At 54.1% G+C, this 17,077-nt stretch carries 17 protein-coding genes and 1 pseudogene; 9 read left to right on the top strand and 9 right to left on the bottom strand.

The window, feature by feature from the left end; all coding sequences use genetic code 11:
- The first annotated feature begins 119 nt into the window (after positions 1 to 119).
- The 3 genes and pseudogenes from O3S68_RS00895 to O3S68_RS00885 all read left to right on the top strand — a co-directional run bounded on the left by O3S68_RS00895 (position 120) and on the right by O3S68_RS00885 (position 2,194).
- Positions 120 to 1,529, top strand: a complete 1,410-nt coding sequence (locus tag O3S68_RS00895; protein WP_269230613.1) for a glutamine synthetase family protein — start codon at positions 120 to 122, stop codon at positions 1,527 to 1,529.
- A gap of 76 nt (positions 1,530 to 1,605) precedes the next feature.
- Entirely contained in the window at positions 1,606 to 1,845 is a 240-nt protein-coding gene (locus O3S68_RS00890; RefSeq protein WP_269230612.1) for a type II toxin-antitoxin system RelB/DinJ family antitoxin, read from the top strand.
- 61 nt (positions 1,846 to 1,906) lie between these two features.
- Positions 1,907 to 2,194 (top strand): annotated as a pseudogene (locus O3S68_RS00885) (type II toxin-antitoxin system RelE family toxin).
- Positions 2,195 to 2,217: 23 nt separating this feature from the next.
- Here the strand turns inward: O3S68_RS00885 and O3S68_RS00880 are convergent.
- Positions 2,218 to 2,742, bottom strand: a complete 525-nt coding sequence (locus O3S68_RS00880) for a GNAT family N-acetyltransferase (RefSeq protein ID WP_269230611.1) — start codon at positions 2,740 to 2,742, stop codon at positions 2,218 to 2,220.
- A 96-nt stretch (positions 2,743 to 2,838) separates the two neighbouring features.
- On the opposite strand from O3S68_RS00880, the gene O3S68_RS00875 reads away from it, so the two are divergent.
- Positions 2,839 to 3,735, top strand: a complete 897-nt coding sequence (locus O3S68_RS00875; RefSeq protein WP_269230610.1) for a LysR family transcriptional regulator — start codon at positions 2,839 to 2,841, stop codon at positions 3,733 to 3,735.
- 8 nt (positions 3,736 to 3,743) lie between these two features.
- Here the strand turns inward: O3S68_RS00875 and O3S68_RS00870 are convergent, their stop codons facing one another.
- From O3S68_RS00870 to O3S68_RS00860, 3 genes are all read right to left on the bottom strand, one after another.
- A complete protein-coding gene (locus tag O3S68_RS00870) occupies positions 3,744 to 5,957 on the bottom strand; it encodes a TonB-dependent receptor (protein ID WP_269230609.1) in 2,214 nt (737 codons plus the stop codon).
- Positions 5,958 to 6,007: 50 nt separating this feature from the next.
- Positions 6,008 to 7,093, bottom strand: coding sequence for a YncE family protein (locus O3S68_RS00865; RefSeq protein WP_269230608.1), 1,086 nt, complete (start codon positions 7,091 to 7,093; stop codon positions 6,008 to 6,010).
- A 465-nt stretch (positions 7,094 to 7,558) separates the two neighbouring features.
- Positions 7,559 to 7,945 (bottom strand): hypothetical protein, encoded by a 387-nt coding sequence (locus tag O3S68_RS00860; RefSeq protein WP_097407698.1) that lies wholly within the window; start codon positions 7,943 to 7,945, stop codon positions 7,559 to 7,561.
- 517 nt (positions 7,946 to 8,462) lie between these two features.
- On the opposite strand from O3S68_RS00860, the gene O3S68_RS00855 reads away from it, so the two are divergent.
- From O3S68_RS00855 to O3S68_RS00840, 4 genes are read left to right on the top strand one after another with little or no spacing between them, the layout of a single operon-like run.
- On the top strand, positions 8,463 to 9,671 hold the full coding sequence (locus tag O3S68_RS00855; protein WP_269230607.1) for a SpoIIE family protein phosphatase: 1,209 nt from the start codon (positions 8,463 to 8,465) through the stop codon (positions 9,669 to 9,671).
- A gap of 11 nt (positions 9,672 to 9,682) precedes the next feature.
- Positions 9,683 to 10,258, top strand: a complete 576-nt coding sequence (locus tag O3S68_RS00850; RefSeq protein ID WP_331275948.1) for a SiaB family protein kinase — start codon at positions 9,683 to 9,685, stop codon at positions 10,256 to 10,258.
- Positions 10,251 to 10,667 carry a DUF1987 domain-containing protein gene (locus tag O3S68_RS00845; protein ID WP_269230606.1) on the top strand — a complete coding sequence of 139 codons (417 nt, stop codon included), beginning with the start codon at positions 10,251 to 10,253 and terminating at the stop codon, positions 10,665 to 10,667. The genes O3S68_RS00850 and O3S68_RS00845 overlap by 8 nt, the downstream gene beginning before the upstream one ends.
- Complete coding sequence (locus O3S68_RS00840) at positions 10,661 to 11,428, top strand: GGDEF domain-containing protein (RefSeq protein ID WP_045513869.1); 768 nt, start codon at positions 10,661 to 10,663, stop codon at positions 11,426 to 11,428. The genes O3S68_RS00845 and O3S68_RS00840 overlap by 7 nt, the downstream gene beginning before the upstream one ends.
- A 192-nt stretch (positions 11,429 to 11,620) precedes the next feature.
- Here the strand turns inward: O3S68_RS00840 and O3S68_RS00835 are convergent, their stop codons facing one another.
- The 5 genes from O3S68_RS00835 to O3S68_RS00815 all read right to left on the bottom strand — a co-directional run bounded on the left by O3S68_RS00835 (position 11,621) and on the right by O3S68_RS00815 (position 15,378).
- Positions 11,621 to 12,127 carry a DUF4760 domain-containing protein gene (locus O3S68_RS00835; RefSeq protein WP_045513866.1) on the bottom strand — a complete coding sequence of 169 codons (507 nt, stop codon included), beginning with the start codon at positions 12,125 to 12,127 and terminating at the stop codon, positions 11,621 to 11,623.
- Positions 12,128 to 12,408: 281 nt separating this feature from the next.
- Positions 12,409 to 13,170, bottom strand: a complete 762-nt coding sequence (locus O3S68_RS00830; protein ID WP_020454633.1) for an amino acid ABC transporter ATP-binding protein — start codon at positions 13,168 to 13,170, stop codon at positions 12,409 to 12,411.
- Entirely contained in the window at positions 13,163 to 13,828 is a 666-nt protein-coding gene (locus tag O3S68_RS00825) for an amino acid ABC transporter permease (protein WP_045513859.1), read from the bottom strand. Before O3S68_RS00825 ends, O3S68_RS00830 begins: the two co-directional genes overlap by 8 nt.
- Positions 13,829 to 13,842: 14 nt before the next feature.
- The gene (locus O3S68_RS00820) at positions 13,843 to 14,484 is read right to left on the bottom strand and encodes an amino acid ABC transporter permease (RefSeq protein ID WP_045513856.1); all 642 of its coding nucleotides are present in this window, start codon (positions 14,482 to 14,484) and stop codon (positions 13,843 to 13,845) included.
- 45 nt (positions 14,485 to 14,529) lie between these two features.
- Entirely contained in the window at positions 14,530 to 15,378 is an 849-nt protein-coding gene (locus O3S68_RS00815) for a transporter substrate-binding domain-containing protein (RefSeq protein WP_020454636.1), read from the bottom strand.
- 232 nt (positions 15,379 to 15,610) lie between these two features.
- On the opposite strand from O3S68_RS00815, the gene pdxR reads away from it, so the two are divergent.
- Positions 15,611 to 17,074, top strand: coding sequence for a MocR-like pyridoxine biosynthesis transcription factor PdxR (gene pdxR, locus O3S68_RS00810; protein ID WP_269230605.1), 1,464 nt, complete (start codon positions 15,611 to 15,613; stop codon positions 17,072 to 17,074).
- Positions 17,075 to 17,077: the final 3 nt, after the last annotated feature.

The raw sequence follows: 17,077 nt of genomic DNA, 5'->3' as shown, positions 1-17,077 counted from the left end.
CCATTTTTATACTATTTTTATCGCCGCGTATTTCCTTTTTACGCGGCGTTTATATCAAAATAAAAAGCGCTCTTTTATGCTGAGTTCACCGCCCAAAAGGCCTGATAGAAAGAAAAAATATGAACTCGCTGATGACTATTCCGCTGCTGAAAAATATCCGCACTTTTTTTACCACCACAACATTTCCAACACCTTTGCATTCGCGATCTGTGTTGATGGTGGATCAGGAGATCAGACAACTTCAGCAGAATTTTTCTCATGAAATCAAGGTATATCTGAACGAACACCCGCAAACAAAACACGTTGATATATATCTTAACGATACCCATGGCACATTCCGCGGAAAAAGAGTCGCCGTCGAAAACTTATTTTCGCTAAGCTCGGGTTGTTATTTTCCGCAATCTGTTTACGCCATGGATCGCGAAGGGAAAATAATCACCTCTTCGCCAGACAGACTTATTAACGAAGAGCCTGATAATGTATGTTTACCCGTTTCCGGCACGCTACGCCCGAGCGCGCACGATCCGCGCCATAACGCGCAATTATTATTAACCATGCTCGACAGCAATAATATGCCCTGGCCGCTGGAGCCAAGAGTCATATTGCAAAATGTGCTGCGTCAGTTTCACCAGCATGGTCTTTACCCGGTGGTGGCAGCGGAAATGGAGTTCTACCTTGTAGATCCCGCTGCACAGCAAAACCGCCCGCAGGGCTGTTTTCATCTGGCCGTGCCGTCGGCCTACTCTGCGTTTATTGAAGAGCTGGAAAGTATGGCGGCAGCGCAACGTCTTCCCTTATCCGGCATCGTTAGCGAAGCCGAGGCCGGACAGTTTGAGCTGAACATGTGCCATTCGCACAACGTGGTGGATAGTTGCGAGCAGGTGCTGGCGCTGCGCAAACTTACCGGCACTGTGGCCGGGAAATTCGGCTATCAGGCCAATTTTATGGCGAAACCCTTCTCAGAACTGGCCGGTAATGGCCTGCATTTTCACGTCAGCCTTAATGACGCGAATGGCGACAATGTGTTTGCCAGCCCGGCAGAGGCCCCCAATGAGATGGTGCGGCTCTCCCTTGCCGGCATGCTGGAACTGATGCCCGCGTCGCTGGCGATCATGGCGCCGGGCGTTAATGGGTTCAGGCGGTTGCGCAAGAATCTGGACGAGCCGCTTTTTCACTCCTGGGGTTACAACAAACGCAACGCCGCACTGCGTATTCCCTGCTCTGATGCGCGCAACCGGCGGATCGAATATCGCCTGGCGGGCGCGGACGCCAACCCTTATCTGGTGATGGCGACGTTACTGACGGGTATGTTATACGGCCTGGAGCGTATTGATGATGAGGCGCTGGCCAACTTCACCCACGCCTCGCCCGATCTGCCATTGTTCCAGCAACCTGCGCTGGAGGCGTTTCGCCAGTGCGCTTACCTGGCAGACCATTTAGGCAGCGCATTTTGCGATCAGTGGTATCACGGCAAACTGGCGGAACTGAATGCGTTTGAGCGCATTGTGACAGCAGAAGAATTGTCCTGATCTGCCTGGCTGCGGTTGCATCAAGGTCTTAACCTTGCCATTTCGTCATTACAAACGTAATGACAGGGGTAAATCCATGGGCAATTTGAATGTTCGTATCGATGACGATTTAAAAGCGCGTTCCTTTGCCGCTCTGGAAAAACCTGGCGTAACACCTTCCGAGCTCCTGCGACAGACGCTCGAATATGTTGCCGAGAACGGCAAGCTACCGTTTCAGCGCACACTGCTTAATGATGAGGATCGCCAATTGATCGAAATCGTGCGTGAGCGTTTACGCGATCCGAAACCGGTTCGTGTGACGCTGGACGATTTGTGATGAAACGCTGATACATCAATGCGGCCAGGGAAAAGCCGCTTTTGGCAAACAAGGAGGTTGTATGGTTTATCAACTGGATTTCGATGAACGCGCATTAAAAGAGTGGCGAAAGTTAGGCAGCCATGTTCGCGAGCAGTTTAAAAAGAAAATTGCTCAGGTGCTTAAAGCGCCGAGGATTGAAGCAAACAGACTCAGCCATTGACCTGATTGCTACCAAATCAAACTGCGCGCTTCCGGTTATCGCCTCGTCTACCAGGTGAACGATGGACGGATTGTGGTGTTCGTTGTCTCTGTCGGAAAACGCGAACGTAATACCGTGTATGGCATCGCAGAAAAGCGCCTGAAATAACCCGCGCTGCGCGGGCTGCTCGCTTACCCGGGCCGTGGAAGCGTCACATCCCCCTCCCCCAGCGGGCGCTGCATCAGTACCGTATCGAGCCAGCGCCCGTGCTTCATACCGACGCTTTTCAGCGTGCCGATAATCACAAAACCGGCGCGGCTGTGCAGCCGTAATGAACCTTCATTTTCGCTGTTGCCAACATTGGCGATGAGTTGGCGGTAACCGTTTTGCTCCGCCCAGACAACCGCGCGGGCGAGTAGCGCTTTGCCTGCGCCTTGCTGGCGAAAGTTGTCATCAACATAGATGGAATCTTCCAGCGTGTACTGATACGCCCGCCGCTCGCGGTAACGCGATAAATAGCAGTAGCCCCGAACCTGACCTTCATGCACGGCAACATACCACGGCAAGCCATTGTGGCGGGTTTTCGCCAGCCGCGTACGCATTTCATCCACGTCCGGCGCTTCGGTTTCGAACGTGGCGTTACCGTGCATCACGTGATAAGCATAAATCTGCACAATCGCGCTAAGATGGTGTTCTTGCGCGTCAATAATTTCCATAAACTGTTCCCCGTTTGATGATATCTACAGGCTACCGGTAACGCCGCCCGCACGGCACCAGGCTGCGCTTATCACCGTTATAAGGAAAACTTTGCCATGCCCCACTTCAGCTTTGACCAGTTAGCGACGTTTAAGCTGGTGCTCGCCCGCGGCAGTTTTACCGCCGCCGCAGAGGTGTTAGGCATTTCGCAACCCGCCGTCAGCCTGCAAATCCGCCAGCTTGAACAGGCCCTGCATGTTCGCCTGATTGAACGTTCCGGGCGTGGTCTGCGCGCCACCGCCGCCGGAGAAACCTTTCTGGCGCATTGTGCAGAGATCGAAAATGCCGTCAGCGCCGCGGTGCAGTCGGTGGCGCAGCATCAGCACGCGGTCAGCGGCTGCGTGACGATAGGCACCGGCGCGACGACCTGTATTCATCTGTTGCCGCCGCTGCTGCAAAAGTTGCACCGCGAGTTCCCGTTACTGTCAGTCGGGGTACGCACCGGCAACACCAGCGATATCGTGCGCGCGGTAGAAGAAAACCGTATCGATATCGGCCTTGTGACGCTGCCCGCCAACGGACGCAATCTGGCGATTTCACCGCTATTTACCGAAGAATTTGTGGCGATCGCAGCCCATGACGCTGACGGCGTTTTATTGCCAACACCGGCAACGCTTGCCCCCCTGCCGCTGATTGTTTTCGAATCCGGCAGCAGCACGCGCCTGCTCATAGAACAGTGGTTTAGCGCAGGCGGTGTCACCCTCGCGCCGGTGATGGAGCTGGGCAGTATTGAAGCGATAAAACGCATGGTGCGCGCCGGGTTGGGTTACAGCATCGTGCCCGGCGTGGCGGTTCAGGCGGAAGAGGACCGCCAGGGCCTGCGCGTACAACCGGTGCAGCCGCCGCTCCAGCGCCAGTTAGCGCTGGTGATGCGTCAGGATAAAGTGGTGAGCCGTGGGATGCGGGAAGTATTGAAAAGCCTGCAACAGGCGGGCATCACGCCCGCCGGATAAAACACCTATCAGAAGTCGTAACTCATTGAGACTTTTACGGTACGCGGATCGCCCTGGTAAATATAGGTGCCGTTGTCTTCTACGCTGGCCCAGTATTTCTCGTTGGTGACGTTATCCACGCCCACGCGCCAGACCATCTCGTTTTTCTCCGCATTCAGCTGCATACGGTAGCGCAGGCCGAGATCCAGCGTGGTGTAGCTGTCGAGTTTGCGGGTATTGGCGGTGTTCACATATTGCGAGCCGGTATAGTTCACTCGTGCCGTGGCGGTCAGGCCTTCGACCGGTTTAATGTCATACTCGGCCCCCATCACGCCGTAGAAATTTGCCACACCAATCGGCCGGTTACCCTGATTGATACCATCTTTGGTTTTCGTCAGCTCCGCATCCAGCCAAGTCGCACTGCCATTCAGACGCAGACCGAACACCGGCTCCCCAAACAGATTAAGCTCCACGCCACGGTTACGCTGCTCACCATCCAGCCCGTAAACATTGGTCGTGCTATTAAGAATGCCGGTCGGCTTTTTGATTTCAAACAGCGCCAGCGTACCGCCGATGCGGCCAAAGTCCGTTTTCACGCCGATTTCGTTCTGTCTGGAATGCGCAATCCCCACGCTTTGATAGCGGTTTTCTGCCGTCTTTGGTGCCACGCCGCCTGGCTGCAACGCTTCGGTATGGTTGGCGTAGAAAGAGACGACATCCCACGGCTTATAGACCACGCCGTACGTCGGCATCCAGCGATCCTGGGTATAACGGGCTGTGGTGGTTTCCGCACCGGTGGCATTGCTGTAGTTGCGCACCCACAATTTCTGGTGACGCGCGCCCACGGTAAACAGCAGCCGGTCGTCGAATACGCCGAGCGTGTCGCTCAGGGTATAACCCTGCGAGCGGTAGCGCGCGGTTGTCAGCGGGTCACTGTAGTTGCCGCTATGGGTCAAATTGTCCGGCAGCGGGATCGCCGAAGGATCATAAATATTCACCACCGGCAGATTTTTTTGATCGGACTGGGTCCAGGCCACGCGATCGCGCTTGATGTTCGCCGAATAACCGACGTTCACTTTATGGGAAACAAAACCGGTATCGAAGTTACCGCGCAACCCGGCCATGCCGCTCCAGGAGTCGGAAATCCGCACCGTATCCATGCGGCTGAAGGTCGCGTCACCGTTTTTATTGAACAGTTTAGGCGCGCCGTAGGTGCCGTCTTCATGAGCATGTTGGCCGCCGAACGCGCCGTAAGCTGTCCAGTCATCGGTCAGATCGTATTCGGCGCGAGCCAGGCCAAATTCGTTCTCAATATCGCTGTGCGCCCAGCGCTGGCTGTAGTTTTTGCGGGTATCCGGCAGCGTCGGAATAAAGTCGACAGCGCTGATATTGACGCCCATTTCGCCGCCGTGAACCGTTTTGTTCTGGTAACCGAGATCCAGCGACGTGCGCAAGCGCTCGCCACGGTAATCGAGACCAATCGATGCCGCCGTCGTGCGCCGATGATCATCTTTCACCGCGGCATCCCCTTCACGATGCAGCAAGTTCATGCGCACGCCGAACTGGTTGTTATCACCGTAGCGACGCCCCACATCCAGCGAACCGCCGACTTGCGAGCGGGTGGTGTAATCGACGCCCACGCGGGTGAGCGGTGTGTCGTCGGCATGTTTCGGTTCGAGGTTAATCATCCCGCCGACACCCGAACCCGCAGAACCGTTCATCAGCGCATTCGAACCTTTAAAAATCTCCACGCGCTCCAGCATCTGGGTATCGACAATCTGGCGCGGCACAATGCCCGCCAGACCGTCCATCAACATATCGTCACCATCAAGCTGGAAGCCGCGAATACGGTACGTTTCGGCGAAGTTGCCGTAACCCTGCCCAACCTGCACGCCCGCATCGTTACTGACCACCTCAGCGATGGTTTTCGCTTGTTGATCCAGCACCAGCTTCGAGGTGTAACCGATGACGTTAAACGGCACATCCATCGCTTTTTGCTCGCCCAGCACGCCAAGGCGGCCGCCATGCGCCACTTGTCCGTCCAGAAACGCGGGCACCAGTTCACTGCCGCCGGGCCTGAAATCACTGCCGATGGCGGACTGCACGACCATGGTCTCTTCGTGAGTCGGTTTAACCCTGGCGTCAGCCGTCGCCGCCTGTGCGCTATGCGCGGCCGCGCCAATGGTCAGTGCAAGCACGGTCTTGCGCAAAGGTATTGAATGTTTTTTGCGGTTATTCATCATCGTTATCTATTGAAATAAAAAAGAAATGGCCCGTTTCCAGGCCAGTATCATTACTTGTTCAGATCGATCCTGACAACACTATCCGGGCCGCTGGTGGAGTGATCTTTGTTGAATGCCTGTTTGACGGTGACAAACAGCGTCTGACCATCGGCGGAAAGCAGCAGGCTGTTTGGATGCGGCGGCAGATCCCAGCGCTGTTTTACCGCATAGCTGGTTGCATCAAGGCTCAGCACTTTGCCGGACTCGCGCCGGGTAATGTAGATTTCATGACGTTTAGCGTTGAATTTCACCGCCAGCGCATCGCCCTCAAGCTGTTTCACAATTTTGCCGCTGTGGATATCCAGCACCAGCGTGGTTTTGGCTTTTGAATTGTCGGTGACGAACAAGCGGCCGGTAGCCTCATCTTCAGCGATATTCAACAGCAGCGCCGGTTTGTCGCCCAGTGGTTTCCAGCGTTGCTCAATGCGATTATTGCGCGGATTCACCACCAGGATTTCGCCACCGCCATTCGCCACGTACAAACGTTGCGTCTGCACAGAGAAGTGCAGACCGGTCACCCATTTGCCCGCGTTTTTGATACGCGCTTTTACCTTCAGGGTCTTCGCGTCAACCACCCACACCAGCGCCGGATCGGCAACGGCACCGATATATAAATTGCCGTTATGCAGCACTATTTCACGCGCGCCGTACGGCTGGCCTTTCTCGTTGCGTTCCGGGAACAGGGTACGGGAAAGCACTTTGCCGGTGCTGGTGTCGATGGCGCTCACGCCGCCGTCCAGCGAATTGGTGACATACACGGTTTTGCCATCCGGTGAGATAGCCATGCCAAAGTTTTTCAGATCGGTGTGGGTCGCGCCGAGGGTTTGTAGCGTTTTCGGATCCAGCTTGTATACCACTCCGCCCTGCACATCTTTAAAGCCTTCCGCGCTGGAAACATACAGCGCATCGCCTTGCGGACTGAGCGCCATTTCATACAGACCGCTCGCCAGTTCGCGTTTCACCACGCTCTCTGGTAACTGCGCCGCCGCAGGTTTTGCTGCCGGTGCCACAGGCTGTGCGCTGGTGGTGGTATGTGCGCTGCAACCGGCAAGCGCCATCGCCGCCAGCAGAGCGAGCACGGACGTTTTCATCTTCATGGGGGATCCTTTACCGTTAATGTCATCAGGGCAGACGAGCGCCCACGCCACGCATCCTGTGCGCGATCGTTTGATGAGGGCAGATGCGGCCCGGCGCAGCTCGTCACGGCTTTTCAGTGTTCCCTGTCAGCCTTCACGCTCACTGTTATTGCGGGGGAAGATCCTTGCTGCGCCCACAAACACCAAAGAGAATGAGAACTATACGCATTCTTGACTTTCAGGCAAGTACTATCGTTTCACTTCCCTGTCGAGTAAAAAGAGGCGTGTTAAAAAGTGAAAAACGGCGGGTATGAATACGGCGTGAAAGCAGGAACTGACCGGCAGTGCCGGAATTGCGGCATCATCATTCTGCCTGCCGGCAGCGTTTACGCTGCGCCTTCGCGGGCGTTAAGCAAAGGACAAGCGGCAGATGCACTGCATAAGACATCGACGGCGAAAACAGCTATTGATAAGGGCGGATGTATCTTAGTAGCCGCGCAATTTTGAACGTTGCCATGCGCTGTCGATCAGTTCAGCGGCAGCCTGCACCTGATCGCAAAATGGCGCGCCAAAGGTTTCCATCAGCGCGGCGTGCCGGGTAAGAAACCCCATTCCCTCTTCGTTACCGGCAATGCTCTCCAGAAACCAGTCGGGCACCTCTTTTTTCAGGCACTGTTCGCACAGCGAGGCGCTAAATTGCGCACGCTGATCGGCATCGTTTATCCAGGAGGGTTGCTGATTATCCATCTCAGCGGCAACCGTCGCCTCGAGCGCACGCTGCGAACGGCTGTAATACTCGCGAATTTTCGCCGAACTCCACGCTTTGCCGAAAAACAGCAGCAATATTGGCACTACACACCAGAAGAGGGTCATCACTTACTCGTTGTCTGTTTTAGCCGCAGAGATAGTAATGACAAAACCTGACAAAAGCATTAACAGGGATCACTGTTTGACCGGCATGATTGGCAAAAAAGAGACAGCACAAGGCGTTTATACCGGGCTTATCCACGTCGCCAGAAGGAATGTAATTTTGTTGATGATGTGAGCTGGCGCGAATTTTTTAAACTCAGCGCATTAAGCCGGGGAAGTCGCACAAAATTTGGGGTTGACCGCAAAAATGATAAAGATTATCTTTCGCATTACCGAATAGTTGAGCAAATCACTCAGGTATTCGGTACGACATTGCTCACATTGCTTCCAGTATTATTTGCCCGCCTGACAAGTGCGGGCTTTTTTTTACCGCCTCTCCTCCCGCCGCCGCAGATATGACTGTGGTTTTGCTTAGGGAGCAATAATCTCCCGTTATTCATCGGCTTACTTAATTGAAATCAAACCGTCACAAATCCGCCTTAACCTAAGATTATTCTTATATCGGGATGCTGTTTGAATCATGGATATACCGCTCGCTTCACGACAGCTTAATGCTGGTATCTTGCGCCTTGCCGTCCCGCACGTGACCCCGGATGCCAATAACGTGCAGGTCATGTCGCTGTTCAATGAACACAAATCGTTAATTGGCCTGCCGGTGCTGGAAAATAACCGTCCTATTGGCATGATTAACCGGCATATTTTTCTGTCGCAGATGAGCCGTCCGTTTTTCCATGAGCTGTATGACCAGAAAAGCTGCATCGCGTTTATGGATAAAAACCCGCTGATCGTCGATGCCGATTGCGGTCTCGAATATTTGTCCGAGCGGGTGATCGAAACTGGCGACAAAGCCGTCACCGAAGGGTTTATCCTCACCCAGCAGGGGCAATATATCGGTATTGGCCTGGGCATAGATCTTATCCGCACGGTCTCGGACTTACAGGCCAAGCAGCATCTGCAAATTATGCAAAGCCTTGAATATGCCCGCATTATTCAGGAATCGATGCTGAGCCGCTCGCGTAACACCATTGAAAAAACGCTTGATGACTGGTGCCTGCACTGGCACCCGCGCGACTGTGTTGGCGGCGATATCTACGCTTTTCAGCGCGTGGAAAATGGCTGGTTGATGGTGCTGGCGGATTGCACCGGGCATGGCGTTCCCGGCGCGTTTATGACTTTTATTTTCTCCTCGGCGCTGGAAAAAGCGCTCAGCCTCGCCCCTGCGAACGCGCCGGAACAACTGCTCAGCCTGATTAATCAACATATCAAACAGACGCTCAGCCAGGTGCATCCTTCTGCCGATCGCAGCCAGTCCAACGATGGCTGTGACGCCCTTGTTCTGTTTGTCGACACGCAACATGAGCAGGTCAGTTGGGCGAGCGCGCGCATGCACGCTTTCGTACTCAGCGCGGAAAAAGACAGCGCAACAACGCTTGAAAGCTGCCGCAAAGGTGTGGGTTACACCGACACGCCGGTCGATTACCAGTGGCAGCGCTACCAGGCTCCATTGCGTCGTGGCGACACGTTCTTGATTGTTTCTGATGGCACGACCGACCAGCCAGGCGGCCCGCGCAATGTCATGTTTGGCAAAAAACGTATTCAGTCACTGTTAGCGCAAAACCGCACGCTGCCAATGCCTGCACTTTCCGACGCCCTGCTCGCGGCGCTGAAAGCCTGGCAGGGGCAGCAAGCCTCGCGCGATGACATGACGTGGTTTGGTTTTCGCTGGTGAACAACATGTAAATAAACGACCTGCAGGTCAAAGAAGCCGTTCTGTTACCCCTTTTTACGCTGCAACGGCAAAACGCCGTTGAGCTTTTTTATACGGGCTATTTTTCCCAGCAGCATATTGTTTCGCTGGGTGAAGTCATTCGCACATGGCTGGATAAACACGAACCCTCAGCGGTAACGCGCAGAAAGCTGTTCTCGGCTTTTATCGAGATGGGGCAAAACATTGTGCGTTACTCCTCAGACGACCGCTATTTATCAACTGAACAGCAAGAGCTGCGCTTCGGTTCGGTCTGCTTTCATATGGATCAAACTCACTATTATCTCGAAACCGCAAACCTAGTGGGGCCGGAAGCATCTACGTTATTGCAGACAAATCTCGATGTGTTGCGCGGTATGTCGCAGGCGGAGATCCGCGATGCCTGGAAACAGGGGCTGCGCAGTGAAGCCCCGGCGACCAGTAAAGGCGCGAACATCGGTTTGTTGACCATGGCGCGGGATACCAGCCTGCCGCTGGAATATCGCATTCACCCTCTGGCGGCGGGTTCGCTGTCCGCCTTTCACTTAAAGGCAACGTTCTGCCATGACTGATATGATACTGACGCCGGCTATTGAATTGCCCGCCACCGCCGCGACGCCGGAGGTGAAATTTGATTTTGCCGCCCAACGCCTGATGCTGAAAGGCGAAGCCTACCCGGAGAATGCCGCCGCGTTTTTCCGCCCGTTGATGGATGCGCTGGAAGGCTGGTTGCAGAGTGGCCAGCAGACGGACGCCCCACTCCAGCTACATGTGGCGCTGAGCTACTTCAACAGCTCCAGCACCAAGCTGTTATTTACGCTGTTCGAAAGCCTGAATGATTACGCCCGCGACGACGCGGTGTGTGAGCTGCACTGGTACTATGACGCGGAAGACGATATCTCCGAGGAGTTTGGCCAGGAGCTACGCATCGATTTCCCGTCGCTGACCGTTTTTCTTATCCCGGACATTAACGCATGCTAGATATCAATGAGCTATTCAAGGAGGACTATTCCGTCCTCGAAGATGCTCGTCTGGCCGCTGCCGACGACAGGCTGACGGCGGATGCCTGCCGTGAAAAATTGTGGGCGGTGGCGAAAAACTACCAGCGCCTGATCCGTGAATCGTATCGCCTGATTTCGCGCAGTGATCGCGCTGAGCGCGAACTGAATCGCATGAATGAGCAGTTGCAACAGCTGGCGGCGCGCCTTGAATATGAGGCGACGCACGACCCGCTGACCGCCGTGTTTAACCGCAGCGCGATCATTAATCACATTAACCAGGGTCTGACCACGGGCCATGTGGCGCTGATCCTGCTCGATATCGATCATTTCAAACGCATTAATGATGAGTACGGTCACCCGATGGGCGACCGCGTGATTTGCGCGCTGGTGGCGCGTATTCGCCGCGCCGTGCCGCAAAGCGCGGCGATCGGTCGCGTTGGTGGCGAGGAATTCACCATTGTTCTGCCCAAAGCGCGTGTTGAAGAGGCGATGATCACGGCCAGTTATATTCACTCGTCGCTGAACGCCTCGCCACTGGAAGTGCTCCCCCAGCAACTGGTAACCGCCAGTTTTGGTGTCAGCCTGGGGCATAAAGACAGCGATTTCGAGACGCTGTATAGCACGGCCGACACCGCGCTGTATCACGCGAAAAAACGTGGGCGTAACCAGGTGGCGCTGCATGAGGATTTTTTTCGCCCACAGGTGAAAATGGGGCTTTCATCGGAAAATGTTCAGCATTGAGGGAGCGGGCGTTCGACTACGTTCGGCAGAGTGCAACGTTCCGCAGCAACACATGACGCTTTGCGGCAGGCTTTCAGCCTGTCTTGCTCTGTTGTAACCGACGCTTACCGGGCCAACGTTCGCGAAAACAGCAACCCAGGCGCGGGCATCGCAGAAAAATGAAGATAACTGAGTCAATTTGCCAGGGGCTTGTCAGATTGTTTTATTGTTCTTAAGCGGCTTGTTTTTCCAGCGTTTATGCAACCATTCGAACTCCTGATAAGTAAGAGAAGTACGCAGTTTTTCCCGTAACGCCTTAATCAGCGGCTCAGCGGTTTCGTAGGTGTCTATTACCGTCGTATATGAGGCCTGCTTAATCATATTTTCCTCATAAATACCGGCTCTTATGCTTACCGCCATACGCTCATAGAAATTAAGAATGTATTGTATTTTTCGTCCTTCGTAGTTCTCATCCTTTGAAAGATTTTCTGCAACAGGGAACACATATGAACGGAAGGATTTCCCGGAGTCGCGAACGCGCCGAAGTGTATGCAGACCATCAATGTATTCACTGTCTTTTCTGCTTTCAAAAAGAAAGGTCGCCGTTTGGGTTTTACGGGCCATCTTCACGTTAAATCGGATGGTAAGGACAGCGGTACAAATACCGCCAAAAACGAGTAGATTGCTGATGACTTGCCACGCTGTCGGACTGATTTCCATAGACAATTCCCTGTCATTAGATAAAAAAAGCGGAGCCTGAGCTCCGCCTGTAAAAAAGTTGTCTGTCAGAAACCGTCGAACTCATCACATTTTTTCATATAAATCTCCCTGAACGCGTTACCCTAACAATGAGTGAAATTTCACTTAGGTGGCGATTTTATAATTGCAGTAGCCGCTTCGCAATGGCAAGTCCAATGCAATCCTGTTGGATATTTCAAAGTGCGGCACCGCTCGAAAAATAACGATAAGCGGTCTGTTTTTTCGGTTCTCAATTGCCGCCTTCAGCGACTGGATTGCAAAAACTTTCTCACCCTGTCCGAGTCCGGGTTAGTGAAAAATTTCTCGGGCGGTGCTTTCTCGATCAGCAACCCCTTCTCCAGAAACACCACTTCATCCGATACCTGGCGGGCGAAATCCATCTCGTGCGTCACCACTACCATGGTGTAACCCTCTGCAGCGAGATCTTTCATCACGCCCAGCACTTCGTTAACCAGTTCCGGATCCAGCGCTGAAGTGGGTTCATCAAATAAAATCACCTCCGGCGACATCGCCAGCGAACGGGCAATCGCCACGCGCTGCTTCTGCCCGCCGGACAGCGTTATCGGGTAGACATCGGCTTTATGGTTCATGCCGACCTTTTCCAGTTGCCGGTGGGCAATCTCATTCGCCTGTTCACGCTTCATCCCCTTCACATGCACCAGCGCTTCGCTGACGTTGTGCAACACGGATAAATGCGGCCACAGGTTAAAGCTCTGGAACACCATGCCAACCCGTTCACGGATGTGTGAGAGATCTTTATGCGACATCGCTTTGCCGGTTTTTTCATCCACACCGATGCGCTGCCCGCTGATGCGCACTTCACCGCGATCCGGCTGTTCCAGCCAGTTCATACAGCGCAGCAGCGTCGATTTCCCTGAACCGGACGACCCCAGAATGCTGACCACCGTGCCCTTCTTTACGGTCAGATTGATATCGCGCAGCACTTCCACGTTATCAAACTGTTTGGACAGGTTTTTGATGCTTACCGCGTTTGCTTCAGGCATGGGTCATTCCTCTTTTCGCTCCGTAATGGCTCAACCGCTTAATCAGCAACTCCAGCAGAATGCTGATGCCCCAGTACAGCGCAATGGCGACAATAAAGGCGTTAAACGGAATAAAGTACGTGGACTGCACACTGTTCGCGGCGGCGGTGATCTCCTGCACGGTAATAATGCACAGAAACGCCGTGTCCTTCAGGCAAATAATCAGCTGGTTGCCCATTAAGGGCAGCGCGGAAGAGACAATATTCGGCAAAATAATGCGCAGGAAGATCTTATAACGAGAAAAACCTTGCGATACGGCAGCTTCAATATAGCCCGAGGAGAATATTCTGCGCTGGCTGCGTAATATTTCGAAGAAATAGGCACCATGATAAATTACCAGGGCTAATAACCCTGCGGTCCAGGCGTCCATGCTGATACCTAACTGCGGTAAACCGTAATAAAGCAGATACGCCAGAATCAAAAACGGTATTGCCCGCATCAGGCTGACAAAAGCAATAATCAGGCGATGAACAACACGGTTCTGATATTCCATCAGGTAGCAAAACAGCACACCGATCAATAACCCGACCACGGCGGCAATAATAAATAACTCTAACGTTGCCAGCAGGCCGTTGAAAAAACTCTCACGCGCGGCCCAAATAATTCCCCACTGATTCATAAATCCTCCGCCTTTTATCGCGCCAGGCGCTTCGCTTTGCGTTCTGCTACGCCCTGCAACTTCAGCAACAGACCGATAATAATCACGTATAACAGCGCCGCAGCGAGGATCGGCGACAGCGGTTCATAGGTCACAGAGGAGATCCGGTTGGTCACGCGCGTTAAATCCACCACGCCAATCACCGCAATCGCCGGGCTGCCTTTGATCAAAAACGACATCTCGTTGACCAGCGCCGGCAGGCTTTCGATCCACATTTGCGGCAACATGATGTGGCGGAAATAGGTCCAGCGCCGCATTCCCACAGACTCCGCCGCTTCCCGCTGTTCACGGGGGAAGTTACGGAAAGCGTTGCGCCAGATTTCCGCGTTAAACGCCGAGGTGTTCAGCGTCAGCGCGACAATCGCCGCCAGCGTTTTATCCAGGTTAATACCGAGCGTCGGCAGGGACAAAAACAGAAACAGCACCAGCGTTACCAGCGGCGTGGCACGCGCCAGGCTGATGTAAACCACCAGAAACTGGTCAATAAACGGGATCTTCATCATGCGGATAAAGGCGATAACCAGGCCGATAACCACCCCGAACGCAATCGCCACGCCTGAGATCCAGAGGGTCGTCCATGCGCCTTCAATCAATAACTGCCATGAGATTAAGTCCATGTTCCCTCCTGTGAAAACGGGCGGCGGTTGCCCGCCGCAGGTTACTTACAAACCGGCTAACTTGTGGAACTGATCGGCGCTGGTGATCGGCTCTTTCGGCAGTTCATAGGTTTCGCCAAACCACTTTTTCTGCAGCTCAGTGAGCTTGCCGGTTTCAGTCATATGGTTCATAAAACCGGTCATAAATTTCAGCAGCTCAGGTGAGTTTTTCGGGATCGGCCACGCCATGTAACCTGGCCCGGAAACCGCCAGACCTTTGGCAAAGACTTTCGGTTTGGCTTTCACCAGATCGTTGACGGAAATCACCACGTTTATCACGTAATCAACGCGTTTGTTTGCCAGATCGGCGTAGGCTTCCGGATAGGACTGATACTCCACCACCGGTCCGAGTTTTCCGCCCACTTTCTCCAGCATCGCTTTCAGCTCCGGCAAACGCGCCAGCAGCGCACTGCCCGCCTGGACGCCCACTTTTTTACCGCTGAGATCGGCAATGGTATTTAAGGTTTTATCGTCGGCGCGTTTAACAAAATAGTGCTGCGCAGAAGCCCACGGCGGGGTGAAATTAAAGACGTTGAGGCGTTCATCGGTAATTACCGCACCGGTGAGTGCCATATCGTATTGGCCGGTGGAAACCGCAGCGAGTAATCCCGTCCACGGTAAGATACTTTGGTTAATATTGAATTTTGCGTACTTGCGTAATTCCTCAAGCATATCCTTGTTAAAACCATCCGTCTGGCCATTATTCATAAAGTTGAATGGCGCGTAATCGTCCTCGGTCGCCACTTTCATGGTGCCAGATTTTTCTATTTCGGGTAAATCCGCTGCGACTGCGTGTAAGGAAAACGCCAAAGAGATCATGGCTGCAAGACAATATTTGCCGAATACGTTTTTCATCTCTCCACCCTTATTTAATGTGCCAGACCGGTATATCCCAGGTGTGCCGGAAGCGTTGCAAGATATATGCCTAAATACGACATCGTGTGTTTTTCGTGACTGCGTTTTTACAATAGGGAGGCTTGCGCTTTTGTGAATAGAGCCAGTTCTGGCGAATGAGTGTGTCAGTTAACAGGAAGCTGGTATGGAATTTGCTCCATCGCATTACGCGATATATCCGAAGGAGTGCAGCATGATTCGTCACCTGTTGAATGTGAATTTTGACGGCCAGCGTGGATTGCAGGAGCAAGTCCGCGAATGTTTGATCAACGCCATTCTGAGCGGGATTTTCCCGGCGGATACCGCACTGCCCTCTTGCCGCCAGCTTGCCAGCCAGCTTAACGTTTCGCGCAATACCACCGCGCTGGTGTTTGAAGGCCTGGTCAACGAGGGTTACCTGGTGAGCCGCCCGCGCAGCGGTTACTACCTGCACCCGGATTACTACCGCTGCGGGCAAAACCCGACGCCACCTGCACCTGAATGCGAGAGCGCTGCACCACACTGGGGCAACCGACTGAAAATCACCCCCAGCCAGCAGGAATCGATCCTTAAACCAGCAGGCTGGATGCACTACCGCTACCCGTTTATCTACGGGCAGCCCTACACGCAGCAGTTCCCACTTGCCAGCTGGCGCGCGGCGGCAAACTGGCTGCACGGTGGTGTGCGCGACCCGGCATGGGTGATTGATCATATTGACCAGGATGTGCCGATGCTGATTGAGCAGATCCGCACCCGCGTGTTGCCCAAACGCGGCATCGTTGCCGCACCGGATGAGATCCTGATTACGCTCGGCTCGCAAAACGCGCTCTATCTGCTGACGCGTTTGCTGATGTCGCCCGCGACGCGCGTGGCGGTGGAGAACCCGGGTTTTCGCGAAGCCATTAACACCTTCTTATTAAGCGAGCCGCAAATCGTGCCGCACGACGTGGACAGTGAAGGGCTGGTGCTCAACGACACCCCTTGCGACTACTACTATGTGACGCCGGGCCACCAGGTGCCGACTGGCGTGACGATGAGCAAAGCGCGGCGCGTGCAATTGCTCGATTACGCTGCCCGCCACGATGCAGTGGTGATTGAGGACGATTACGACTCGGAAAGTAACTTTATGCAAAACCCGCTGCCCGCGCTGAAAGCCAGCGATCGCAGCGGGCGCGTGATTTATGTCAGCAGCTTGTCCAAAGCACTGTCGCCGGGGTTACGACTGGGGTATATGGTTGCCGCGCCGGAAATCATTGATGAAGCGCGGGCGCTGCGCCGCCTGGTGTACCGTCATCCGCCAACCAATATTCAATACCAGATGGCGCATTTTCTGGCGCAGGGGCATTACGAAACCCATTTGCGCCGCTACCACGAAGACTCCGCCCGCCGCTGGGATTGTCTGCACAACGCGCTACACACGTTTCTGCCGGAGTGCCAGTTGATGCAGGGTAGCGAACATGCCAACGCCTTCTGGCTGCGCACACCAGAACAGATCAACACCCAGCAACTGACCTGGCGCGCCGCCCACGCGGGCGTGTTGATTGAGCCCGGCGCGCGGCATTTTCTTGATGCCGCGCCGCCGGATAACTTCTTTCGCATGGGGTTTCACGCTATCAATCCGGATGCAATTGCCCCTGGCGTGGAAGTGTTGCGCGGCCAACTGGCGCAGCTGTGTTGATAT

The sequence above is a fragment of the Kosakonia sp. SOY2 genome (assembly GCF_027109175.1).
Taxonomy (GTDB): domain Bacteria; phylum Pseudomonadota; class Gammaproteobacteria; order Enterobacterales; family Enterobacteriaceae; genus Kosakonia.
Note: the sequence above shows the minus strand (reverse complement) of the source record. Positions and strands in the feature narration are given on the sequence as shown.